This is a genomic window from Aeromicrobium sp. CFBP 8757 (assembly GCF_014841755.1).
Classification (GTDB): Bacteria; Actinomycetota; Actinomycetes; order Propionibacteriales; family Nocardioidaceae; genus Aeromicrobium.
Genome location: NZ_JACYUM010000001.1, coordinates 89920 through 114692 on the forward strand (window position 1 = coordinate 89920; position 24773 = coordinate 114692).

The following is a 24773-nucleotide window of genomic DNA, read 5'->3' on the forward strand; positions in this document are numbered from 1 at the left end:
GCACTCCCTGACGTCGAGGAGAGCTTCATGACCGACATCCGCACGCGCACCTTCTCGGCCGGCTCCGGCGCCGGCCCCCGACCGTGGGGCGTGCTCCTGGTGGCGATTCCCGCCCTCGTCGTGGCGGTGTACTTCCTCGGGATCGTGCTGGCCGCGGTCGTGGCGCTGGTGACGGCCGTGATCGTGGTCCCGCTGGCGCTGCGACACCGACGGCTCGAGTCCACCGGCGAGGTCGACGTCACCGCCGACACCGTGACGTACCGGCGGGGCGGCTCCGAGCAGAGGCGGCTCGACCGTCGGTCGTCCGCCTACGAGGTCGTCTCGTTCAGCGACCGGTACGGCATGAACCCCCAGCTGCTCCTGACGGACGGCTCGCAGCACGTGCGCCTCGTGCGCGGCCAGTGGACGGCCTCGACGCTGACCGAGCTCGCCGCGGCCGCGGCCGACGGCTCGCCGCGCGTCGCGACGTGGCAGGAGGTCAAGGCCGAGCACGGCGCGGCGCTGGCCTGGTGGGAGCGCCACACGACGGCCCTGATCGTGGGCACCGTCATCGGCCTCCCGGTGCTCGCGATCGTCGGTGCCGTGCTCGCGGTGCTGCTGTTCGACGTCGGCTGACGACCCGCGGGTCGCCGGCCGACGTCGTCAGCGCGGGGGAGCGATCGTGGCGACCTGCACCGGCGTGCCGTCGCCGAGGTGCAGCCAGCCACGCCCGACGGCCACGGGCAGACCGAGCACGTTGCGCGGCATGCGCGTGCCGATCAGCTCGCCGTCGGAGATGCCCTGCGGTGACAGGAGCAGGCCCTGCCGGGCCTTCTTCATCTCGGGCTGCCAGCCGCTGAGCCCGGCGCCGACGCCCTCGGAGTGACCGCCGAGGACGACGAACGTGTCGGCGACCTGGCCCCGTGCGACCCGCAGGAAGAAGTCGCCGCCCGCGGCGTCGCGCAGGCCCTCGCCGTCGTCGATCAGCACCAGGACGGGCCGGCCGGCCTCCGCGACGAGCTCGTCGAACGTCGCCGCCGGGGTCGTCGGGTCGGTGAAGACAGCCAGCACGCCGGGGCCGTCGAGGTCGCGCAGCGGGCTGGGCCGCGGGGCCATCGCGATGACGGCACCGCCCGTCGCGATGAAGGTCTGCGCCATGCCGACCAGCACCGAGCTGCGTCCCGACCGTCCGGGGCCCGCGACGATGAACGCGTTGCTGCGGGTCGTGTCGATCGCGAAGGCCGTGAGCTCGTCGCCGCCGACGCCCGCCACGACGTGGGGTGCGGGAGCCCCCGCCGGCACGAGTGCCATGGCCTCGTCGGCCTCGATGCGCGCGGGCAGGGCGTCGACGCGGAACGGTGGCACGGCGACCTCGCCGACCCGCTCGGCGGCACGGGCACCGATCTCGCGCAGGGCCGCGGCCTGGGCCTGACCACCGAGGTCGTCGGCGAGCAGGTAGATCTGCGACTCGTTGCCGTCGCGCGTGAACCCGCGCCCCGGCAGGACCGTGTCGGGCATGTCCTTGGGGCGCAGCCCCACCAGGCCGTAGTCGTCGCGCTCGGCCAGACGCAGCGTCAGCTTGTTCTCGGTCATCGAGAACACGCGCGTGTTGTAGGCCAGCGAGCGGTCGCCCGTGATGATCGCGTGGATGCCGAGGCTCGCGCCCTCGCGCAGCACCCGCATGACGACGTCGTTGAGCGCGTCGACCGTGCCGAGGGTGGCCACGAAGCCCTCCCAGCGGTCGAGCATGACCACGAGGTGGGGCAGCGGCTCGTCGCTGACCCGACGCTGCTCGGAGATGTCGCCGAAGCCCTCCGCCGAGAGGATCTGCTGGCGACGGTCGAGCTCCTCGCCGATGCGCGCCAGCAGACGGCTGGCGCGCTGGCCCTCGCTGCGGCTGACCACGGTGCCGGTGTGCGGCAGACTCGTGAACACGTTGAGCGCGCCGTTGCCGCAGTCGATGCCGTAGAGGTGCACGTCGGACGGATCGGCCAGCTTCGTGATCGACGCGGCGATCGTCCGCAGCAGCTGCGAGCGGCCGCTGCCGCTGGAGCCGACGACCAGGAAGTGGCCGTCGCGCTCGAGATCGAGCTCGGCGACGACCTGGCGCTGCTGCGCCGGCACGTCGCGGCGTCCGAAGGGGAACGACGGGACGTGACCGCGGCGGGCCTCGCCCTGCACCTCGTCGGCCCACTGCATCGTGGTCGGCAGGGCCGGCAGCCACGGGCTGCGCTGCTGCTGGATCTGCTCGCCGGCGGAGGCGTCGACGATCGCGGACACCAGCTCGGACAGGTCGGTGCCGGCGACCTCGGTCTCCTTGCGGCGCGGCGGCCGGGCGGCCGGGTAGCCGAGCGTCCGCCACGACACGCGCGACACGAACGGCGGCGGCACGTCGGCGGCGACGGTGCCCGGCCGGCGTCCACCGACGCGGCCCGACTGGAACGCCTGGAGGGCGCCGGCGCCGAGGCGGGCGTAGGCGCGGCCGGGGGTCGACTTGGCGATGCGCGACGCGTCGGGGGTGTCGAGCACGTCGGTGCTGTCGGCGGCGTCGCCGACGCGCAGGGCGATGCGCATGTTGGTGTTGGCGCGGATCTCGGCCGACACGACACCGCTCGGGCGCTGCGTCGCCAGCAGCAGGTGGATGCCGAGGCTTCGTCCGAGCTGCGCGATGCTGACCAGCCCGGCGACGAAGTCGGGCAGGTCCTTGCTGAGCTGCGCGAACTCGTCGATGACGAGCAGCAGGCGGGGGAGGGGTGGACGGTCGGGCTCCTTGGCGTGCAGGGCCTGGTAGTCCTCGATGTCCTTCGTGCCGGCCTCGGCCAGGAAGTGCTCGCGGTACTTGAGCTCGGCCTTGAGCGACTCGAGCGCGCGGACGACCAGGTGCGGGTCGAGGTCGTTGACCTTGCCGACGGTGTGCGGCAGCTTGACGCACTCCTTGAACGCGCTGTCGCCCTTGTAGTCGACCAGCACGAAGTTGATCGCGTCGGGGCGGTTGGCCACCGCCAGCGAGGCGATGATGGTCTGCAGCAGCTCGGTCTTGCCCGATCCGGTCATGCCGGCGATCAGGCCGTGGGGGCCGTCGGTGCGCAGGTCGAGCGAGAAGGGGCCGTCGATGCCCGCGCCCAGCACCATCGTGGTGCTCATGGGGCTCATGATCCAGCCCGAGCGGACCTTGTCGGCGGTCGGCGGGTCGAGGTCGAGCACGTCGAGCAGACGGGCGCTGTCGGGCAGCGTCTCGCCGTCCTCGGGCCCGCCGATGTCGCGCAGGCTCGCGAGCGAGCGGGCCACGTCGTCGGCCCAGCGGACCGAGACGCCGTCGAGCAGCAGGTCGGGGACGGCCCGGTGGCCGCTGCGGCGCAGTGCCGCCCGGTTCTGGTCGACGGGGTCGACCTGCACCGTGGCGTCGCACCGCTCGGGCAGCGACCGCTGGTGCTCGTCGACGCACAGCGCGAAGACGCCGACCGCGGGACCGTCCTCGAGCACCTGGTTGAGACCCGGCACGGCGCGCAGACCGCGGTAGCCGTGCAGGACGACGACGTGCGCGGCGAAGCTGTCGGCGCTGGCGCGCGACGCCTTGCCGGCGTCCTGGCGGGCCTTGATCGTGGCGTTGAGCCAGGCCACCTGCGCGGCCAGGGTGTCGGCGTCGTTGCCGATCATCGCGACGGGGCCCTCGGGGTCGTCGGAGCGCACGTGCGGCAGCCAGCCGATCCACGACCACTCGTCGGTGCCGCGCGACGTGAGGAACGACATCGAGAGGTCGCGCGGTGCGTGGTACGCGGCCATCTGCGCGATCGTCCAGCGCAGCACGGCGTCGGCCGCGTCGTCGGGACCGGCGATGCCGACGATCTTCGACTCGGTGACCGAGAACCCGACCGGCACGGCGTGGAGCACGGGCAGGGTCTCGGGCACCTCGCCCGTGATCGAGATCGTCGTCGGCTCGTCGCTGGTGCCGAGGCGCAGGCTCAGGAAGTCCTCGTCGTGCCGGCGTCGCTCCCACAGACGGTTGCCGGGCAGCGTCGCCGTGACGAACGTCTCGGCCGCGTCGGGCATCTCGTCGCGCAGCCGGGCCTGCTCGGACGTCGTCGACTCCGACAGCCGGGTCTGGGCCGTCTCGAGCGCCTCGTGGTACTCCGCGAGCTTCTGCTTGTAGTTCTTGGCCCCACCGCGGCGCTCGGAGAAGTAGTTGGCCAGCAGCATGACCGGCGACATCAGGCAGAAGATCAGGAACGTCTTGCTGCCGGTGACGGCGACCATGACGAATCCGAGCACCAGCGGCGCGAGGGCCGCGATGATCGGGAAGCTGCGGCGGTTCTGCTCGGACGGCGGCTTCGGCACCTCGACGGCGGGGGTCAGGTGGTAGGGCTTGATGCGCGGAGGACGCAGGAACGTGCGCCAGCCGGGCTCGGCGGCCTCGACGACGGTCTCGTCGTGCCGCGCGGGGCGCACCATCACGGCCGAGTCGCCGATCTCGAGCACCTCGCCCAGCGGCCACGGGGTCTCGACGTCGGGATCGAGCTGCACGCCCTCGAGGAACGTGCCGTTGGTGGAGCCGAGGTCGGTCACGGTGATCCCGTCGGCCGAGACCGTCAGACGGGTGTTGCGGCGCGAGAGCGAGCGGTCGTCCCAGGCGATCGAGGCACCGCGGCCCAGCTCGTGGGTGCCCTGCGGAAGGGCCATGACGGTCCCGGCGTGCAACCCGCCGACGACGTGCAGCTGCAGGCCGGACGGCGGGAGGTGCGTCGGGGCCGCGTCGACCCCGAAGCCGATGCGCGCACCGTGGCGCAGCCCGTCGGGGACGACCGTCGCGACGGCGCTGTCGCCGGTCTCGGCACGTCCGAGGCTCCAGCCGCGGTCGGCGCCGATCTCGAGCGCCAGCGCGCGCTCGATCTCCTCGGCGGGGGTCGCGTCGTCACAGTCGACGACGACGTCCGTCTCGTCCGTGGGCTGTGCGAGGGTCACGGTGATCCGCATGCTGGCGAGTCCTATCCGTTGGGGCCGACGACGAGCAGGTTGTTGCTCTGGACGTCGTCGAAGTTGCCGACGCGCCCGGTGAGGGTGCATCCCTGGACCTGGCCGCGCACGACGACGGTGCCGTCGCTGTCGGCGATGACCGCGCCGTCGCAGCTCGAGGAGGGCGTGAAGGTGGGCTGGGCGCCGCCGGAGAACGAGCTCAGCAGGGCCGACGGCCGTCCGGTGGAGCTGCTGTCGTACAGCGGCTGGAGCTCGTCGGGCTTGCCGTCGGCGAACACGGGGTAGAGGCGCACGCGCACCGCGTCGTCCTTGCCCAGGGTCAGGGTGCTCGGGATGCGCAGGTCGAGCCCGGTCAGGCGCTGCAGGGGGTACGACGTGACGCCCGTGACCTTGGGATCGGTGACGGCCGCGCGGGTGATCTCCTGCTGGCGGTCGAGCCACGACTGGAGCGCGTCCTGCGGCTCGCTGCCGAGGTCGATGTCGGTGATCTTCGCCTCGACCTGGACGTCGCCCGCCGCCGCGATGCCGAGATCGATCGAGTACCCGCCGCACTGCGGCAGGACGCCCGTGCTGCGACCGATGTTGGGGGTCACGGGGCCGCCCCAGGCGACCGCGGGGCACTCGTCGGTCTCGCGGACCGGCGGGACGACCGCCAGCACGTCGCCGTCGAGCCCCGACCGGTCGGCCGAGTAGGTCATCGTCAGCGAGATCGTCTGCGAGTCGGCGTCGTACTGGGCGCTGGACTCGATGCCGAGCCCTGTCGGGTAGACGTCCTCGTCGGTCGTGGCCTCGACGGCCTGGGCCGCGGACGGGGCGGCGGAGCCGCCGCCACCGGGCAGGCCCTTGGACACGAACAGGAACACGACGCCGATGACCGCCGCGGCGCCGACGAGCCCGAGCACCCACCACCACCGCGTGCGACGTCGATCGGCCTCGGGCGTCGGGGCTGCCGGCTCGAGGATCGGCGGGGCGTACGTCGGCACGTGGCGGCCGATGTTGGTCTGGTCGGTGCCGACGCCCGGGTCGCCGGGGGACAGCGGCACGACCTCGCCGGGCTCGGCGACGGGTGCCGCGGGCGCCGCCAGCCCGCGGATGTTGGTCGCGCCGACGTCGAGCTGCTCCTCCTGGCGCACCTGGACGACCTGTGACGGCGCGCCGGCTTCTCCCGTGCTCGTCCACGTGGCGGGATCGCCTTGGGGCATCAGGGCGGGCACCGCGAGCACGTCGTCGTCGAGCTCGCGCAGCATCGCGGCGGCGCCGGACGCCGACGGGCGGGCCGTCGGGTCCTTGCCGAGCATCGCGCGCAGGACGTTCCAGAGCGGGTCGGGCACGGGCAGGACCGGCGGATCGGCCGTGACGTGACGAAAGCCGATCGTGTGGGCCGTGCCGGGCCCCGCGAACGGGGTGCGTCCGGCCAGCAGCTCGTAGAGCATGACGCCGGCGGCGTAGACGTCGGACGCCCCGCTGAAGCGTCCCTCGGAGAACAGCTCGGGCGGCATGTAGCCGGGGGTGCCGAGCAGCCCCGTGGCCTGGACCGTCGACTCCTGGGCGAGGCGGGCGATGCCGAAGTCGGAGAGGCGCACGCGACCGGCCAGGGGCGTCTCGCCGTCCTCGACCAGCACGTTGTCGGGCTTGATGTCGCGGTGCAGGCACCCCTGCTCGTGGGCGGCGGCGATCGCGTCGAGCACCGCTGCCATCGCGGTGACGGCCTCGTGGGGGGCGAACGTGCCGACGCGGCGCAGGTGGGCCCGCAGGTCCTGGCCCGTGACGAGGTCCATCACGATCGCGAGGTCGTCGCCCTCGACGACCAGGTCGCGCACGCGGACGATGCCGGGGTGGTCGAGACCCAGCAGGATCGAGCGCTCCTGGATGAACCGACCGACGATCTCGGGGTCCTGCGTCAGGTCGCTGCGCAGCAGCTTGGCCGCGACGAGCTCGTCGGCGACGCGGTCGTGGGTGCGCCAGACCTCGCCCATCGCACCCGAGCCGAGCCGGTCGATCAGCTCATAGCGGCTGCCGAGCGCCCGACGACTGCCGACGTCCATGCTCCACTCCCTACGCGTCGTTGCCGTCGTCGGTCAGCTCGAACCACGTGAGGACGGGGGAGTCGCCGACGGGTCGGACCCCCGGGTCCTGCGTCGTCGCGTAGAGCGGGGCGACGCTGTCGGCGGGCAGGGCGTAGGGCGACGAGAAGTCGAGGCCCGGCCCCGCGAGGGACTGCTTCGTGCCCAGCGTCAGGGTCGGGAGCGCCTTGGCGACGTCGGCGGGGACGGCCGACCGGGCCTTGGCCGCGGCCCGCACCAGCGCGAGGACCGCGTCGTGGCTGGGCACGTCGGCGTCGGCGGCGATCGCCGAGAACGGCGACCCGTCGAGGGACGACGTGAACGACTCGTCGCCGGCCGCGAGGCGCAGGGCCGCGAAGTAGGCGGCGGCCGAGTCGGCGGCGGCGGTCGAGCCGAGCGTCGAGGAGTCGGACGCGGGGGCGCCGACCGACACGAAGCGCCCCGACGTCGTGCCCGAGCTGCTGTCGAGGGCAGCGGCGAACTCCGGCGTGAGGGCCTCGGGCGTCAGGTACAGCGGGACGTCCGGGATCGCGCCCTGCAGCGCCGCGACGACGGCACCCTGGCTGGCGGCCGGCGCGCTGACGACGACGCTGTCGACGGTCTTGTCCTCGACCGCCTTGGTCGTGTCGTCGACGATGTCGTCGAGCGCCGAGCCCGTGAACGGGACGGGTGCCGCGGTGCCCACCGCGGGCGCGGGTGCCGCGTCGGCGGTGATGACCAGCGGCGAGGAGACCTCGTCGGCCTGCATCGCCTGCTCGACCGAGGCCGTGATGGCGTCCTCGCTGGGCCCCGTGACGTAGACGCCGTCAGGCAGCTCGTCCTGCGTGCGCAGGTACGGGGCGATGACGGGGACGCCCGCCTCGGACGCGGTCTCGAGGGCCGGCAGGACGTGGGATCCCGTCGTCGCGACGACGATGCCGGAGACGCCCTGGTCGATCAGCGACTGGACGCCCGTCTCGGCCTCGTCGGCGTCGCCGCGGTCGTCGGCGACCGTGACCTTCACCTGGGTGCCGCCGAGGCGCAGGCGGTAGCCCGCGAGCTCGGCACCGGCCGACGGGCCGATGTAGTCGGAGCCCTCGCCGGCCGCCGACGTCGTCGACACGAGCACGCCGATCGAGACGTCGTCGACGCCCTTGACCGTGAGCCCGACGTCGGCGGGCTCACGCGGCGGAGGCGCGTCGTCGCCGCCGGTGCAGGCCGCGAGCGAGGTCGAGGCCACGAGGGCCAGACCCGCGAGGGACAGGGCGGTGCTGCGCGTGCGTGCCATCGTGCGTCAGTCCTTGCCGATGTGGAACGAGAAGACCGTGCGCGTCGTCGACCCGGCCGGAGCCTTGAGGTCGAACAGCGGGAACGCGGCCTCCTTCTCGAGCGATGCCGTGACCTGCGCCTGCTGGAGGTACAGGTCGTCGAGCGAGGCGCCCCGCACGCGGCTGAAGGCGTCGGCGAGTCCCGCAGCGTCGGCGAGGTCGCCGTTCGAGGCGCCCGTGCGGCGTGCCCCGGTGTAGATCGCGCCGAGCAGGCCGCTGCCGTTCTTCTCAGGGGTACCGATGTTGACCAGGATCGCCTTGAGGTCGGCCACGAGGTCCTTCTCCGACGAGCTCAGGTCGCGGTTGGCCGAGCCGACCTGCGAGCCGATCGTGCGGATCGCCTTGGCGACGGTGCCGTCGAGGCCCTTGGCGAACGAGCTCGCCTCGGCGTCGAGCTGGTCGCGCTGGCGACGCACCGACTCGGCGCCGTCGGCGACGATCGAGGAGCCGACACCGGCCAGCGACCTGCTGAACTCGCTGAACAGGCCGCTCGAGCCGGCCTCGGCCTCGGCGCGGGCGGCGTCGACGACGGACTTGCTGCCCTCGATCTTGCCGCTGCCCTCGCTGAGGCCCTTCTGGGCGTCGCCGAATGCCTTCGCGAGCTTGCCCTGGACGCCCTCCTGGTTCGTCCTGAAGGAGTCGAAGGCGGTCGCGAGCGTGACGGCCGGACCGTCGACCGTCTTGACGATCGGCGCGGGGTTCGGGTTCTCCTCGGTCGGCGGGACCTGCTCCTCGATCTGGTACGTGTACAACTTCTCGATGTCGGCGCTCAGGGCCTGGACCCTCGCGGTGTAGTCGCCGCTGTTGCCGGCGAGGATCTCGTTGAGCTGGCCGATCAGGACGTCGACCTGGTCGAGCAGATCCGCGACGACGCTGCCGACGGGCTGGGTGGGCGAACCGGGGGTGGGCGCCGTGGCCGAGTCGGCCTGCACGGCCTTCCACGCGGCGACGGTGCCGGCGATCTTGCCGCGCAGCGAGTCGGTCTCGTCGGTGGCCGGTTCGGTGTCGCAGGTCGATCCCTGGAGCAGGTCGATCGCCTGGTCGCGCGCCGCCTGGTCGGTGATCTGCGTGCACACCAGCTCGGCCAGGTCGTCGGCCTGCGTCAGAGCGCCTCCGCTGCCCTCGAGCAGCGTGATCTGGTCGGTGGCGTTCTGGTTGATCTCGTCGAGGTCGGCGCTGACGTCGTCGAGCTGGTCCTTGACCTCGCCCAGACCCGTCTTCAGCTCGTCGAGGGTCGCGCCGACGGCGCCGCTGTTGAGCGCCTTCGCGCGGGCGCGGATCACGGCCAGCCCGCCCTGGCGCGGCGAGGTCGCCTGGTCGGGAGCCTTGACGCCCTTCAGCAGGTCTTCCAGCTTCGTGCTGGCTTCGGTAAGGAGCTCCGGCTTGAAGGTCTCACTGAGGTCCTTCTCGACCTTGGTGAGGCTCGTGGTGGTGACGCCGAGCGCGGTGGTCGCGCAGTCGAGCGAGCCGATCGCCGTCGGCTTCTCGCACGTGTCGCCCAGGGCGCCGATGGAGTCCTTGAGCCCCACGGCGATCTGGTCCTTGCAGCCCGCCGTGGCGGTGGAGAGCTGCGTCAGCTGCGACTCGATGACGCGCAGCTGGCCGAGGACCGTCGAGGAGTCCTTCTCGGTCAGCACGGGCACGACGCAGCCGGCCGCGTTGGGCGGCGGGATGGCCGGCGGGAGGTTGTCGGGATCGCCGAGCACCTTGTCCTTGACCTGCTTGAAGCTGGTCGCGAGCTGCTGGACGGCCTTGTCGCGCGAGGAGCTGAGCTGGCTGTCCATCGACGTCTCGAGGCTGTCGAGGTCGCCGGACAGGCCCGTGAGGGCCGAGGTGACGTAGGACGAGCTCGACTTCAGGTCGGAGATCGTCTTGCTGCCGAGGTCCTGCGCTGATCCGTCGAGCTGCTGCTCGACCTTGGCCAGCACCGTCGTGGCGTCGGTCAGGACGGTGCCGACCGATCCGAGCAGCGCGATCGTGCGGCTCGTGAGCTTCTGGGTGCCGTTGTCGTCGGTGAACACCGAGTCGATCAGGCGCGACACCGAGGTGTCGGTCACGAGACCGGGCTGGACGCTGATGTCGAACGTGGGGGGCTCGAAGTCGTCGACGTCCTGCACGAGGGTGAACGTCGCGCTCGTGGCCAGGCGCGGCGGCGCGAGCATCGTGGCCCACTGCACCTGCGAACTGCCGCCCGAGGCGCGGCTCACGACGCCGTTGGTGCCGGCCGACTCGTCGTCGGCGTCGCGCGCGACGACCTGAGACAGGGGGGTGTCGCCGAGGTCGGCGGAGGCGACGACGGTCAGCGGCGTGCCGACCAGGGCGGGGGAGGTCTTGCTCTGCGCCTCGGAGTCGTACGACAGGAGCGTCGGACGGACCGTGGTGTTCTGGACCGTGACCTCGATGTGGACGCGGCCCGTGGCGCCCTTGAGGTCGTCGAGGTCGGTGCCGGTCTTCTTGCCGAGACGGTACGACGTCAGGACGCGGATGGGGAGCTCACCGGCGACCTTCGAGGGGTCGTGCGTCGTGTCGTCGTCGGACGGGTCGTCCTGGCCGGAGTCGCGGATCGCCGTGCTCGAGATCGCGTCGACCGTCCCGTCGGTGCCGAGGGTGACGTCGACCGACTGCAGCACCTTCTCGGGCGCGGCCTGGGCCGCGGACTGCAGGCCGTAGGCGACCAGTCCGACGGTGACGGCGCCGACCGCCGCGACCCGCAGGCCGCCGGTGACGCGACGACGGTCCCGGGCGGTGGCCCGGGTTCCAGTGGTAGAGCTCTGCACGATTCCCCTGTCCGGCCCGCGTCGCTCGTCGCGCGGGCACTCTCGTGAACAACCGCCGAGACGTGACGAAGTCACGCCCCGGTGCGGGGACATCGTACCTGCAATCGGTCGAGGAGACTGCCTGACCGGAAGTCAGCCCCGATCGTCCTCGTGATCGTCGTCGCGCTTGTCGAGCTCGCTGACCAGGGTGCGCAGCTCGCCGCGGATGAAGTCGCGGGTCGCGACCTCGCCGATGCCGAGGCGCAGGCTCGCGACCTCGCGCGCCAGGAACTCCATGTCGGCCGTCGTCTGGGCCGCCGCGGCACGGTCCTGCTCCTGCGTCACGCGGTCGCGGGCCTCCTGGCGATTCTGGGCCAGCAGGATCAGCGGGGCCGCGTACGAGGCCTGCAGCGACAGGATGAGGGTCAGGAAGATGTAGGGGTACTCGTCCCAGCGGGGACGGTCGGGACCGTACGGCATGTTCCAGCCGATCCACACCGCCACGAAGACCGTCATCCACGCGATGAACGTCGCGGTGCCGAGGAATCGGGCGGTCGACTCGGCGAAGCGTCCGAACCGTTCGGGGTCGACCTCGCCGCGGCGGGGTCGGAAGGTGCGCCGGACCTCGCGGGGTTGGTCGAGACGTGCGCGCTCAGCCATGCGTGACCACCTCCGCCTCGTCGGGGTCGCTCTCGCGCCACCCCTCGGGCAGCAGGTGGTCGAGGACGTCGTCGATGGTCACCGCCCCGAGCAGGTGGGCGTTCTCGTCGACGACCGGCAGCGCGACCATGTTGTAGGCGGCCAGCAGGTTCGCGACGTGCTGGAGCGAGGCGGTGGGGCGCGGCCAGTCGATGTCGTTGTCGACGATCGTGCCGACCAGCGTCGACGGCGGCTCGCGCAGCAGCGCCTGGAAGTGGACGATGCCGAGGAAGCGCCCGGTGGGGGTCTCGAGGGGCGAGCGGCACACGTAGACCATCGAGGCCAGCGCCGGGATGAGGTCGGAGTTGCGGACGCGCGCCAAGGCCTCGGCGATCGTCGCGTCGGCGGGCAGCACGACGGGCTCGGTCGTCATCATGCCGCCGGCGGTGCGCTCCTCGTAGGACAGCAGCCGGCGGACGCCCTCGGCGTCCTCGGGCTCCATCTGGGCCAGCAGCTGCTCGGCCGTGGCCGGGGGCAGCTCGCCGAGCAGGTCGGCCGCGTCGTCGGGGTCCATCTCGGTGAGGACGTCGACCGCGCGGCCCGGGTCGAGCACGCCCAGCACCTCGACCTGGTACTTCTCGGGCAGCTCCTCCAGGACGTCGGCGAGCCGCTCGTCGTCGAGCTCGGAGACGACCTCCATGCGGCGCTTGGGCGGCAGGTCGCGCAACGCGTTGGCGACGTCGGCGGCGCGCATCTCGTCCATCGTCGCGAGCAGGTGCGTCGCGCCCTGCGTCGTCTCGGCGCCGGTGAGGCCCTTGACCTCGTCCCACTCGAGCACCTGGTGCGGTCCGCGCCGTCCGAACCGCTTGCCGGCGGCCTGCACCGCGAGGGTCGAGATGTACCAGTCGCGGCGGGGGTCCTGCTCCATCGCGAGGTCGTAGACCGTGCCCGGGGTGCCGTCGGGCAGCGTGACCGAGCGGTCGAGCAGCTGGTGGATCGCGAGCGTCTCGGTGCTGCGCTGCTCGAAGCGGCGGACGTTGAGCACGCCCGTCGTGATGATCTGCCCCGAGCCGAGCGACGTGACCCGTGTGATGGGCAGGAACACGCGTCGGCGTCCGAGCACCTCGACGACGATGCCGAGCACGCGCGGACGCTGCGTGGCCGACCGCACCGCGACGACGACGTCGCGCAGCTTGCCGACCTGGTCGCCCGCGGGGTCGAAGACGGCCTGCCCGACGATGCGGGACAGGAAGATCCGTCCGGGGGTTGCACTCACAACCCGAACCCTACCGGGGCGTCGAGGTGCGCCACCCCGGCGACCGGCCTACGTTGAGGGGCGCATCACACGTGTCCGAGGACGCGCCTGCACCTGCATCAACGAGGGGGAACCATGTCACTTGCCATGCTCGATCGTCAGCGGACGGTCGCGAAACCGGGCTTCAACCGGTGGCTCATCCCGCCGGCGGCGCTCGCGGTGCACCTGTGCATCGGCCAGGCGTACGCGACGAGCGTCTACAAGGCGTCGCTGGTCAAGAACTTCGACGCGAGCCTGACGCAGATCGGCATCATCTTCTCGATCGCGATCGTGATGCTCGGTCTCTCGGCCGCGGTCTTCGGCACGTGGGTCGACACCGGCGGACCGCGCCGGGCCATGTTCACGGCGGCGCTGTTCTGGTCGGGAGGCTTCCTGATCGGCTCGGCGGGCATCGCGACCGACCAGCTCTGGCTCGTGTACCTGGGCTACGGGTTCATCGGCGGCATCGGCCTCGGCATCGGCTACATCTCGCCGGTGTCGACGCTGATCAAGTGGTTCCCCGACCGCCCCGGCCTGGCCACCGGCATGGCGATCATGGGCTTCGGCGGCGGCGCGATGATCGCCAGCCCGCTGTCGGCCAAGCTGCTCGGCATCTACGACGACTCGTTCGACACCGCGACCGGCATCGCGTCCGGATCGGCCGTCGCCAAGCTGTTCGTGACGCTCGGACTGGTGTACCTCGTGCTGATGCTGTTCGGTGCGTGGCTGATCCGCGTGCCGGCCGACGGCTGGAAGCCTGCGGGCTTCGACCCGTCGACCGTGAAGGCGAAGGCGCTCGTGACGACCGACAACGTCTCGGCGGCCAACGCGATCCGCACGCCGCAGTTCTGGCTGCTGTGGGTCGTGCTGTTCTGCAACGTGACGGCCGGCATCGGCATCCTCGAGCAGGCCGCGCCGATGATCCAGGACTTCTTCCGCGACGGCGAGGCGTCGACCGTCACGGCTGCGTCCGCCGCCGGCTTCGTCGGCCTGCTGTCGCTGTTCAACCTGTCGGGCCGCTTCGTGTGGTCGTCGACGTCCGACGTCGTCGGGCGCAAGAACATCTACGTCGGCTACCTCGGTCTCGGCATCCTGCTCTACGCCTTCCTGGCGTTCCAGGGCTCGAGCTCGACGATCCTGTTCGCGCTCGTCGCGGGCGTCATCATCAGCTTCTACGGCGGCGGGTTCGCGACGGCCCCGGCGTACCTGCGCGACCTGTTCGGCACCTACCAGGTCGGCGCGATCCACGGACGTCTGCTGACGGCGTGGGCCGCGGCGGGCGTCGTCGGACCGCTGATCATCAACGGCTTCCTCGACGCCAAGGGCGAGCCGGGCCAGCTCAACGCGGGCGACTACCGTCCCGCGCTGCTGACGATGGTCGCGATCCTCGCGGTCGGCTTCGTGGCCAACCTCGCGATCCGTCCGGTCGCCTCGAAGTTCCACGAGGAGAAGAAGGCCGTCGCCGACTCGCCGGAGCAGACCTCGGGGGCGGCGGCGGGTCACGACGTCGCGGTCGACAAGGCCGGCCCGCTGCTGGTCGTGGCCTGGGTCGTCGTGCTGATCCCGCTGGTCTACGGGATCTACGAGACCGTCGTGAAGGCCGCCAACCTGTTCTGATCAGCAGGGGTCCCGCCCGAGGAGGTGGATCCGCGACGTTCCCGGTGCCGGGACGGTTGCGGATCCACCTCCTCGTGTTTCGTGCAGACGACACGCGTCGACTAGATCGTTACAGCGCCGACATGTGGCCGGATCGTCCGGTTCACGCGAGCCGCATAGAAACGGTGACATCCCGTCCCCCTCGGAGAAAGTCACCGGCACACCCATGTCACACACCACCCCCGGGCGCCGTCTCACGCGCCTCGTCGCCGCCCCCGCGGCGACCGCCCTCGGCCTCGGCCTGCTGGTCTTCGCGCCACCCGCACAGGCGCTGACCGGCGTCGCGACCGGCAACGGCGCGACCGTCAACATCAACGACGCGCGACGTCCCGGCCTCGACACCGGCTCGATCCGCAACGTCTCCGGCTCCCGCATGGAGGGGTTCGGCAACATCTTCGTGCACGTCGACACGCCCGCCGGCGAGACGCCGCGCATGAACGACCAGATGATGCGGGGCTTCGGCCTGACGGCCACCGCGCCCGGCTCGTACACGTCGACCAGGTCGGTCCGCCTCGACGACCTGCTGATGACCCGCAAGGTGCAGGTGCAGGCCTCGAGCAGCACGACGAGCTTCTTCGACACGTTCACCAACACGTCCGACGAGCCCCTGACGTTCGAGGTGTCGTTCGGCGGCTCGCTCGGATCGGGCTTCTCCGCCACGAGCCCCAACAGGGCGACGATCACGGCATCGAGCAGCGGTGACGCGGCGGTCGACACCACCGACACCTGGATCGCCGCGACGACGCCCGGCAGCACCCGCCCGACCGGCGTGGTCGTCGGCTCGGACGTCACCGACCTCGGCGACCAGCAGTCGAACCCGTTCACGACGGCGTACGTGCCGACCGGCAGCCGTGCCAACGACCTCGGCTTCGTCCGCACGGTCACGGTCGAGCCGGGGCGGACGACGTCGCTGATGCAGTACGTCGTCGTGGGTGCCGTCGGCGACGCGCAGATCGCGGCGACCACGGCGAGCGCCGCCGCGAACCCCGACTTCAGCAACCTGACGCTCGACGAGCTGTGCACCGTGTCGAACTGGACGCTGCCCAGCGCGACCGAGGCGGCCTGTGCCGGCGCCGAGCCGCTCCAGGTGCCGGCCGCCCAGGCCGACGTCCAGCCGGTCACGGACGTCGCGTACGACGTGACGGGCAAGACCATCGCCGACCTGCAGGCCGACATGGTGGCCGGGAAGGTCACCTCGGTGCAGGTCACCAAGGCCTACCTCGACCGCATCGAGGCGTACGACGACGGAGCCCTCGGCTTCAAGGCGTTCATCACGGTCGCCCAGGACGCCGTCGCGCAGGCGATGGCGGCCGACGAGGCGCGCGCCGCCGGCACGAAGGGCGACCTGCTCGGCGTGCCGATCGCGCTGAAGGACCTCTACGACACCAAGGACATGCCGACGTCCGGCGGCACCCTGGCCCTCGAGGACTGGGAGCCCGGCAAGGACGCCTGGCAGGTCGCCAAGCTGCGCGAGGCCGGTGCCGTGATCATCGGCAAGACGAACCTCTCGGAGTTCGCCAACTCGGGATCGTTCAGCGAGAGCGGCTTCCAGCAGACCTGGAACGCCCTGTACCCGTCCAAGACGTCGTTCGGCTCCAGCGGCGGCTCGGCCACGGCCGTCGGCACCGACATGGCGCCGGCCGCGATGGGCACCCAGACGGGCGTCTCGCTCTATGCGCCCTCGACGGGCGCGGGCCTGACGACGTTCCGCGGCACGGACGGCCTGACGAGCACCAACGGCGTCATGCCGCTCACGTGGGCGACCGACTATGCCGGACCGATCGCCAAGTCGGTCACCGACGTCGCGTCGATCCTCGACGCCACGGCGACGCAGTCGACCGGCAACGACCCCGACGACCTGCTGACGTCGCGCGTCGACAACGCCAAGCGGCCCGTGGAGTGGAAGTCGGCGCTGAGGGCCGACGCGCTGCAGGGTGCGGTCATCGGGTACGTGCCGTCGGCGTTCGCGTCGACCGCGATCACCGACGACACGGCGGGCGCGGTCGCGCTGGCCAGGACCAAGGCGGCCGTCGAGGACGCCGGCGGCACGCTCGTCGCGCTGCCGAGCGGCGGGGCCACGGCACCGACCAACCCGCCCGCCGCGAGCTACCCGACCTCGGGCAGCGCCGGCGCGGAGGGCTGGGAGCGCTACATCGCCGAGAAGCGCCCCGCGGCCTTCCCGCTCACGACCAAGCAGCTCATGGAGAGCCCGAAGAACCTGCCCTACAACGTGTCGAGCAGCTACACGTCGCAGCCCATGGACGACACCAGCGTCGACAACCTGCTGAAGCGTCGCGACGCCTACAAGGTCAACGCCGCGAGCTGGATGGACACGGCCTTCGGCCAGAAGGTCGACGCGGTCGTCTACCCGGGCTTCCTGACCAGCGTCGGCAACAACGACGCCTCGTCGGCGATCTTCAGCTCCGACCGCGCCTCGGGCGTCATCACGCAGGGCGTCGGCCTGCCGACGGCGATCCTGCCGATCGGCGCGAACGACGAGGGCCAGTCGAACAACGTCCAGATCGTCGGACGCGCTTGGGACGACACCACGGTGCTGGGTCTCGGCTACGCGCTCGAGCAGCAGGCCAAGGCCTCGGTCCGGACGCGCTTCGCCCCGGCCCTGGAGTGGAGCGGTCCGGCCGCCTCGGTCACCTCGCTGACGCTCGGCACGACGGCCGCGACGTTCGGACGGTCCACGACGGCCACCGTGTCGGTCGAGGCCGATCCCGCCGCGACCGGCGCGGTGTCGGTCGAGGTGGCCGGCACGACCGTCCGGGGCACTCTGTCAGGTGGCCGGGCGACCGTCACGCTGCCGAAGGAGGTCCCGGTCGGCACCCACCTGGTGACGGCGACCTACGGCGGGTCGGAGCAGGTGGCCGGCAGCACGGCCACCGCGACCCTCAAGGTCGCCAAGACGGGGGCGTCGGCCCGCATCCGGCTCCAGAAGTCGACGGTCAAGAAGGGCCAGCGGGCCCTCCTGCGGGTCGAGGTCGACGCGCCGGTGCGCAGCACGGTGCTGATCTACGACGGGTCGAGGATCGTCCGCACCGTCACGGTCGACTCGCCGAGGTCGCTGCGGCTGCCCAAGCTGTCGCCGGGACGTCATGCGATCCGCGCGTACGTCGTCGCGGGCGACCAGTACACCCCGGCCTGGAGCAACAAGGTCAACCTGCGGGTGTCGAAGAAGAAGTAGGAGCCACCGGAGGTGGATCCGCACCATTCTCAGCGTCGGGAAGGTTGCGGATCCACCTCCGCCGCGTGCTGGCCCCGTCAGAGCAGCTCGAGCGTCGCCGGGTCGGGTCGGCCGCCGAAGTGGCGGGCCAGCAGCATCTCGAACGTCGCGGTCGCCGGCACGGCCGCACCGAACACCGTCAGCGACGAGTGCAGCTTCTGGGCGTCGACGCCGCCCAGCACGTCGTCGATCGACACCTCGCCGAGGTCGAGCAGGGCCCGGCAGCACTCCTCGTACCGCGGACCGAGCACGGGGTGCGCCCAGTAGGCGGCGGCCTCGTCGACGCCCGACAGCGCGTAGCGCACCGACATCGCACTGCGGCCGAGACCCGCGACCTGAGGGAAGACGAACCACATCCAGTGGCTCGTCTTCGCCCCGGTCGACAGCTCGCCGAGCGCCTGCTCGTACGTGCCGCCGTCCTGGGCGTCGACGAACCGCTGGAGGTCGTGCGGGCCGGCGTCGCTCACGACAGGTGCACGGGCTGCGGGTGCTCCTTGTGCCCCTCGTCGGACCCCTCGGCGTCCTGTCCGTCCTCGTCGACGTCGGGCTGCTGCGTGTCGTACGACCCGTGCCGGGTGCGGCCCGTGTCGGCAGCCTTCATCGTGATGATGACGGCCTTCGACGTCGGCGTGTTGCTGCCCTCGGCGGTCGAGTCGAGCGGCACCAGCGGGTTGGTCTCCGGGTAGTACGCCGCCGCTGTGCCGCGCGGCGTGTCGTACGGCACGATCCGGAAGTCGGGCGCCATGCGGACGATGTCGTCGTCGTCCCAGCGGGCCGTCAGGTCGACGAGGTCGCCGGCCGAGAACCCCAGGTGGGCGATGTCGTCGGGGTGGACGAAGACGACGCGGCGGCCGCCCTCGATCCCCCGGTAACGGTCGCTCAGCCCGTAGATCGTGGTGTTGTACTGGTCGTGGCTGCGCAGGGTCTGCAGCAGCAGGTGGCCCTCCGGCACCTCGAGGACGTCGATCGGCGACGCCACGAACTCCGCGAGGCCCGACTTCGTCTGGAACGTCCGCGTGTCGCGCGGCGGGTGCGGCAGGACGAAGCCGCCGGGACGGTCGACCTTGGCGGTGTAGTCCTCGCAGCCGACGACGACGCGTGAGATGTGGTCGCGGATGACGTCGTAGTCGTCGCGCATCGCAGACCAGCGGATGCCGTGCCGGTCGCCCAGCGTCGCCTCGGCGAAGCCGCACACGATCGCGGTCTCCGAGCGCAGGTGGGGGCTGGCCGGGTCGAGCACGCCACGCGACGCGTGGACGGCGCAGACCGAGTCCTCGACGCTGATGAACTGCTCCTTGCCGCCGCGGACGTCCTTCTCGGTGCGTCCGAGGGTCGGCAGGATCAGCGCCGTGTCGCCGCAGCGCAGGTGCGAGCGGTTGAGCTTGGTCGAGATCTGGACGGTCAGGCGCGTCTTGGTCATCGCCTCGGCGGTGACGGCGGTGTCGGGCGAGGCGTGCACGAAGTTGCCGCCCAGGCCGATGAACACGTGCGCCTTGCCGTCGCGCATCGCGCGGATCGAGTCGACCGTGTCGAGACCGTGCTCGCGCGGCGGGTCGAAGCCGAACTCGGTCTGCAGCGAGTCGAGGAACGACTGCGGCGGACGCTCCCAGATGCCCATCGTGCGGTCGCCCTGCACGTTGGAGTGGCCGCGGACGGGGAACAGCCCCGCGCCGGGCTTGCCGATGTCGCCGCGGGCGAACGCGACGTTGCAGACCTCCTTGATCGTGGCGACGGCGTTGCGGTGCTGCGTCAGGCCCATGGCCCAGCAGTAGATCGTCTTGTCGGACGCGCGGATCATCTCGGCGGCCTGCGTGATCTGCTCGCGCGACAGGCCCGTCGCGTGCTCGACCGTGGCCCAGTCGACGGAGCGGACGTGCTCGGCCCACTGCTCGAAGCCCGTCGAGTGGCGATCGATGAAGTCGTGGTCGAGCGCGTCCCACTCCACGAGGAGCGAGCCGATCGCCTGGAACAGGGCGAGGTCGCCGTTGATCTTGATCGGCAGGTGCAGGTCGGCGATGTCGGTGCCCTTGCCGACGATGCCGCGGGGCACCTGCGGATTGCGGAAGTTGTGCAGGCCGGCCTCGCGCAGCGGGTTGACCGCGATGATCTTGGCGCCGCGACGCTTGGCGATCTCGAGCGCCGACAGCATGCGGGGGTGGTTCGTGCCGGGGTTCTGGCCGGCGATCAGGATGACGTCGGCCTGGTACACGTCGTTCATCGACACGCTGGCCTTGCCGATGCCGATCGACTCGGCCAGCGCGATGCTGGTCGACTCGTGGCACATGTTCGAGCAGTCGGGCATGTTGTTGGTGCCCAGGGCCCGTGCGAAGAGCTGGTAGGCGAAGGCGGCCTCGTTCGAGGCGCGGCCCGACGTGTAGAAGATGGCCTCGTCGGGGGAGTCGAGCGCCGTGATCTCGCGCGCGATGATCGCGTTGGCCTCGTCCCAGTCGATGGGCTCGTAGTGCGTGCCGCCGGGGCGCTTGACCATTGGGTGCGTGATGCGTCCCTGCTGGCCGAGCCAGTACTCGTCGTGGGCGTCGAGCTCGGCGATGCTGTGCCGCGCGAAGAACGCCGGGGTGGCGCGGTCCTTGGTGGCCTCCTCGGCGACGGCCTTGGCACCGTTCTCGCAGAACTCCGCGGCGTGGCGGTTCTCGGGGTCGGGATCCGGCCACGCGCAGCTCATGCAGTCGAACCCGTCGGCCTGGTTGAGCTTCAGCAGCGTCTTGGCGGTGTTCTTCACGCCCATGTGTCCGACGGCGCGCTTCATGGAGACGGCGACGGCCGTGACTCCGGCTGCGTGGTCCTCTGGCGCGGTGACCCGCAGGTTCGCCTCGTCGATGGTGTCCTTGGCCATGGTGGTCCTCCCGGTTGGTCTCCAGTGTCTCCCGCGCGGCGTGCTGGCGCACGCCGCCGACCGCCTCAGCGGCTGAGCAGGGGAGTGGTGCGGCTCAGGTCGTGCGCGATCGCGGACGGGGTCGAGGCGGGTGCGTCCGGCACGAGCCGGACCACGACGCTCTCGGCGGCCCATCGGTCGACGGCCGTCGCGGTGTCGGCCAGGTTGAGCCGGCCGGCTCGCAGCGCCGTCGTGACGGTCTCCCAGTGCTCCGAACCCGGCGCGACGACCTCGACCCGCGCCTCGACGCGGGCCGCGAGCGCCCGCGTCGACTTGCTGCGCAGGCTGATCGTCACGGTGTCTTGGTCGGCGACGCGCGGCAGCGACTGCTCGGAGCCTCCCGACACGACGCACACCGCGTCACCGACCCACTCGTGCCAGACCGCGTGGTCACGACCCCCGTACGTCACCCAGACGAGGCCCGACTTCTTGGCCAGCTCGGCGACGAGATCGGTGGTGCTCACCCCGCCAGCACATCACACGTCAGAGCTGGGCGACGCGTGCGGTGGGGGCGACCGGCGCCACGGCGACCGGGGCGGGGACGACGGCGGGCACCTCGCGCTCGGCGAGCCCGCGCACGAACGTGCCGATCTCGTCGATCGCCAGACGCGCCTCGGGCACCCACGACGCGGCGGCCTGGAAGACGTGCACCTGCTTCTCCCAGACCTGCAGGTCGCAGGGCACACCGGCCGAGACGAGGCGGTTGGCCATGAGCTCGGCGTCGGCCATCAGCACCTCGCGCGAGCCGACGTGGATCAGGGCGGGCGGCATGTCGGCCAGCGGCATGTTGACGGGGTCGACCCGCTTGGCCGTGACGCCGCGGCGCGTGTCGAGGCGCAGCGACACGTCGCCGAGCTTGGCGACGGCGTGGACCGGGAACGTCTGGCACCGGTTGGCGTTGCGGTGCGCCCGCTTGCCGGTGGGGTCGAAGTCGAGCAGGGGGGAGAGGGCCACGACGCCCGCGGGGCGTCCCCAGCCCTTGTCGATCACGGCGCGCGCGACGCTGAACGCGAGGTAGCCGCCGGCGGAGTCGCCCGCGATCGTGATGTTCTCCGGCAGGTAGCCCTGGTCGAGCAGCCAGCGGAAGCCGTCGACGCCGTCGGCGACCGACTCGTTGATCGGCTCGTACGGCATCTGGCGGTAGCCGACGTTGAGCACGGGCTGCTCGGCCGCGTACGAGATGCGCGAGACGAGGCGGCGGTGCGTGTTGAGGCCGCACGTCAGGAACGCGCCACCGTGGAAGTACAGGATCGCGCGGTCGTTGCCGCCGCCGATGTCGGCGACGCCCTTGGCCTGCAGCCACTCGCTGGTCGTGGTCGGCAGGTCGACCGGACGCCACATCGTGCCCTCGTGGACGGGCAGCAGCTTGGCCGCGTGCTCGACCAGGTTGGGCGGGAACACGTCGAACGGCAGGTGGGTCCACAGGCCCAGCAGGGGGCGGACGGTGTGGCGCAGCGTCAGGCCCAGCGCCCTCGATCGCAGGCTCTGGCCCCGGAAGTACTGGGGCTCGGCAGCCAGTGACAGGTGAGCCATGGATCCTCCTCGTGCGACCTCGTGGACGTTCGCGATGCGTTCACGAACGTTTCACATAGAGTGACCTGCGCCACATGTGGCTGTCAGCGTACTGCCGGTACGGGTACCCCGCAGCCGGTACTCCACTCCCGAAGGACCGTCGTATGTCTTACATGCCGCCCACCGACTCGATGTTCCTGCTGGCCGAGTCGCGTGAGCACCCGATGCACGTCGGTGGGCTGCAGCTGTTCACGCCCCCCGCGGACGCCGGTCCCGACTTCGTCCGCGAGGTCATCGAGTCGTTCAGGAGCCACGAGGTCTCGCCCCTGTTCCGCAAGCGTCCGGCCGAGCCCGTCGGATCGCTCGGCAACACGTGGTGGAAGGTCGACGACTCGATCGACTTCGAATACCACGTGCGGCACTCGGCCGTCCCGCAGCCGGGGCGCATCCGCGAGCTGTTGCAGCTGACGTCCCGGTGGCACGGCTCGCTGCTCGACCGGCACCGTCCCCTGTGGGAGGCGCACGTCGTCGAGGGCCTGGCCGACGGGCGGTTCGCGGTCTACAGCAAGGTGCACCACTCGATGGTCGACGGCGTGGGGGCCCTGCGGCTCATGCAGCGGTCGCTGAGCGTCGACCCGGACGCCCGCGACTGCGTGCCCCCGTGGGCGCTGCCGAGCCGTGGCGGCGCGGCCGGGCCCCCGCGCAAGGGCCTCGACCCCGCTGCCCTGCTGCGGGCGGGGGCCGATGTCGTGGGCGACGTCGCGGGTCTCGTGCCGGCGACCCTGCGCATCGCCCGCCAGGTCATCCGCGACGGCGACGTGACGCTGCCGCGGGCGCCGAAGACGATCCTCAACGGACCCGTCGGCGGGGCGCGACGGTTCGCGGCGCAGTCGTGGGAGATCGAGCGCATCCAGCGGGTCGCGAAGTCGTCCGCCACGACGCTCAACGACGTCGTGCTGGCGATGGTGTCGGGCGCGCTGCGCCAGTACCTGCTCGACCAGCACGCCCTGCCGGACGACCCCATGACGGCGATGGTGCCGATCTCGCTGGCCCTGCGGGCCGATTCGGCCGGTGGGCCGGACGGCGGCAACTCGGTCGGCGCGATCGTCGTCAACCTGGCCACCGACCGCGAGCACGGCGCGACGCGACTCGAGGAGATCGCGTACTCGTCGCGGCAGGCCAAGAAGATCATGGGCGACCTGACGCCGACGCAGATCCTGGCGTTCTCGGCGGTCCAGATGCTGCCCCTGGCGATGACGCCCGTGCCGGGGTTCGTGCGCTACACGCACCCGCCGTTCAACGTCATCATCTCGAACGTCCCCGGGCCGAAGGAGCAGATGTACTTCAACGGCGCGAAGCTCGAGGGGATGTACCCCGTCTCGATCGTGCTCGACGGCCAGGCGCTCAACATCACGCTGACGAGCCGCGACAAGTACCTCGACTTCGGCCTGATCGGCTGCCGCCGCTCGGTGCCGTCGCTGCAGCGCCTGCTGGCGCACCTCGAGTCGTCCCTCGCCGAGCTCGAGCAGAGCTGGGGCTGACCGCCCGCCCGGCCGGACGCGGGGGGGTGGGTCAGAGGACGAGGATGAGGATGCCGACGACCGCGATCGCGTCGGCGATCGCGATGAGCACGAACACCTGGGTCAGGGGAGTCGCCGCACGGGCGTTGGCCGGGTCCTTCGCGTCGTAGCGCACCTGCACGGGCCCGCCGACGCCGGAGCCCGCGGTGGTCCCGTCGGGTGACCAGACCGTGTGCTCGGTGCCGTCGCCCGAGGTGTACCGGAACGATGCGCCCCGGTGCGGCGCCCATGCGGGTGCGCTGCTCGAGAGGCCGATGATCTCGCCCGTCGCACGGGCCCAACCGGTCGGGCGGACGATCAGGGACGTCGCGAAGAGGCTGAGCGCCGCTCCGACGACGATGAGGACGATGGCCACGAGAGTCATGCGGACATCGTGGCACGCCGACGGCGGGAGCTGCCCGTGGCACGTATTGAACATGTTCAAGAAGTGGTCTAGGCTCGATCTTGAACATGTTCAACTATGAGGAGGTCGGCATGGGCTCGGATGTCTACGCGCGGACGGTCAGCTGGTCGGCGTGGATCGGGATGGTGGCCGGAGCCGGGTGCGCCGTACCGATCGCCGCCCTCATGCTGGTGGGCGGGGGACTGGACGCCTCGACCGCACCGTTCATCGCGATCGCCGTCGTCTACGGGGTCGGCATCGGCTTCGCTGCCGGCTGGGTGATCGGCCTTCCTGCCGCGCTCGTCGCGGGCCTGGCCCGGCGACGCACGCGTCACTGGCGCGCGGTCGGCACCGCCACCGCCGCGGGGATCGCGCTCGTCGTCGGTGTCGCGCTGGTCGGCCCGTCGGGCGCGACCCTGGCCGTCCTGGCGGCAGGCTGCGCGTGGTGGGGGCTCGGCCGCGTCTTCGCGACCCCGACGGCATCGTGGGTCGGGGGGCCACCACACTGA

16 protein-coding genes are annotated in these 24773 nt (G+C 71.7%); 5 read left to right on the plus strand and 11 right to left on the minus strand.

Translation table 11 applies throughout. From position 1 onward, the window contains the following. Window positions 1-27 precede the first annotated feature (27 nt). Window positions 28-615: a hypothetical protein gene (locus IFT73_RS00435; protein ID WP_192165675.1), complete on the plus strand. Its 588-nt coding sequence runs from the start codon at window positions 28-30 to the stop codon at window positions 613-615. Window positions 616-642: 27 nt separating this feature from the next. On the opposite strand, the gene IFT73_RS00440 is transcribed toward IFT73_RS00435, so the two are convergent. The 6 genes from IFT73_RS00440 to IFT73_RS00465 all read right to left on the minus strand — a co-directional run bounded on the left by IFT73_RS00440 (window position 643) and on the right by IFT73_RS00465 (window position 12991). After that, window positions 643-4950 carry an FtsK/SpoIIIE domain-containing protein gene (locus IFT73_RS00440; RefSeq protein WP_192165677.1) on the minus strand — a complete coding sequence of 1436 codons (4308 nt, stop codon included), beginning with the start codon at window positions 4948-4950 and terminating at the stop codon, window positions 643-645. Between the two features lie 11 nt (window positions 4951-4961). Further along, window positions 4962-6995, minus strand: coding sequence for a serine/threonine-protein kinase (locus tag IFT73_RS00445; RefSeq protein WP_192165679.1), 2034 nt, complete (start codon window positions 6993-6995; stop codon window positions 4962-4964). A gap of 10 nt (window positions 6996-7005) precedes the next feature. Beyond that, window positions 7006-8280, minus strand: coding sequence for an ABC transporter substrate-binding protein (locus tag IFT73_RS00450; RefSeq protein ID WP_192165681.1), 1275 nt, complete (start codon window positions 8278-8280; stop codon window positions 7006-7008). 6 nt (window positions 8281-8286) lie between these two features. Then, window positions 8287-11097 (minus strand): hypothetical protein, encoded by a 2811-nt coding sequence (locus IFT73_RS00455; RefSeq protein WP_192165683.1) that lies wholly within the window; start codon window positions 11095-11097, stop codon window positions 8287-8289. Between the two features lie 132 nt (window positions 11098-11229). Next, window positions 11230-11736 (minus strand): DUF1003 domain-containing protein, encoded by a 507-nt coding sequence (locus tag IFT73_RS00460; protein ID WP_056606844.1) that lies wholly within the window; start codon window positions 11734-11736, stop codon window positions 11230-11232. Then, on the minus strand, window positions 11729-12991 hold the full coding sequence (locus IFT73_RS00465; RefSeq protein ID WP_192165685.1) for a magnesium transporter MgtE N-terminal domain-containing protein: 1263 nt from the start codon (window positions 12989-12991) through the stop codon (window positions 11729-11731). The genes IFT73_RS00460 and IFT73_RS00465 overlap by 8 nt, the downstream gene beginning before the upstream one ends. 114 nt (window positions 12992-13105) lie before the next feature. Between IFT73_RS00465 and IFT73_RS00470 the strand changes: the two genes are divergently transcribed. Both IFT73_RS00470 and IFT73_RS00475 read left to right on the plus strand, forming a co-directional pair. Next, window positions 13106-14626: an OFA family MFS transporter gene (locus IFT73_RS00470; RefSeq protein ID WP_192165687.1), complete on the plus strand. Its 1521-nt coding sequence runs from the start codon at window positions 13106-13108 to the stop codon at window positions 14624-14626. Window positions 14627-14831: 205 nt separating this feature from the next. Then, a complete protein-coding gene (locus IFT73_RS00475) occupies window positions 14832-17858 on the plus strand; it encodes an amidase family protein (protein ID WP_192165690.1) in 3027 nt (1008 codons plus the stop codon). 77 nt (window positions 17859-17935) lie between these two features. Here IFT73_RS00475 and IFT73_RS00480 read toward each other — a convergent pair whose 3' ends face one another. The 4 genes from IFT73_RS00480 to IFT73_RS00495 all read right to left on the minus strand — a co-directional run bounded on the left by IFT73_RS00480 (window position 17936) and on the right by IFT73_RS00495 (window position 22323). After that, window positions 17936-18364 (minus strand): DUF1810 domain-containing protein, encoded by a 429-nt coding sequence (locus tag IFT73_RS00480; protein ID WP_192165692.1) that lies wholly within the window; start codon window positions 18362-18364, stop codon window positions 17936-17938. Continuing rightward, the gene (locus IFT73_RS00485) at window positions 18361-20751 is read right to left on the minus strand and encodes an FdhF/YdeP family oxidoreductase (RefSeq protein WP_192165694.1); all 2391 of its coding nucleotides are present in this window, start codon (window positions 20749-20751) and stop codon (window positions 18361-18363) included. The genes IFT73_RS00480 and IFT73_RS00485 overlap by 4 nt, the downstream gene beginning before the upstream one ends. Window positions 20752-20816: 65 nt before the next feature. Continuing rightward, entirely contained in the window at window positions 20817-21254 is a 438-nt protein-coding gene (locus IFT73_RS00490; protein ID WP_192165696.1) for a hypothetical protein, read from the minus strand. 19 nt (window positions 21255-21273) lie between these two features. After that, a complete protein-coding gene (locus IFT73_RS00495) occupies window positions 21274-22323 on the minus strand; it encodes an alpha/beta hydrolase (RefSeq protein ID WP_192165697.1) in 1050 nt (349 codons plus the stop codon). Window positions 22324-22466: 143 nt separating this feature from the next. Between IFT73_RS00495 and IFT73_RS00500 the strand changes: the two genes are divergently transcribed. Further along, complete coding sequence (locus IFT73_RS00500) at window positions 22467-23843, plus strand: wax ester/triacylglycerol synthase family O-acyltransferase (protein WP_192165699.1); 1377 nt, start codon at window positions 22467-22469, stop codon at window positions 23841-23843. A 31-nt stretch (window positions 23844-23874) separates the two neighbouring features. Here the strand turns inward: IFT73_RS00500 and IFT73_RS00505 are convergent, their stop codons facing one another. Further along, complete coding sequence (locus IFT73_RS00505; RefSeq protein ID WP_192165701.1) at window positions 23875-24246, minus strand: DUF3592 domain-containing protein; 372 nt, start codon at window positions 24244-24246, stop codon at window positions 23875-23877. Window positions 24247-24356: 110 nt separating this feature from the next. On the opposite strand from IFT73_RS00505, the gene IFT73_RS00510 reads away from it, so the two are divergent. Continuing rightward, entirely contained in the window at window positions 24357-24773 is a 417-nt protein-coding gene (locus IFT73_RS00510) for a hypothetical protein (RefSeq protein WP_206759086.1), read from the plus strand.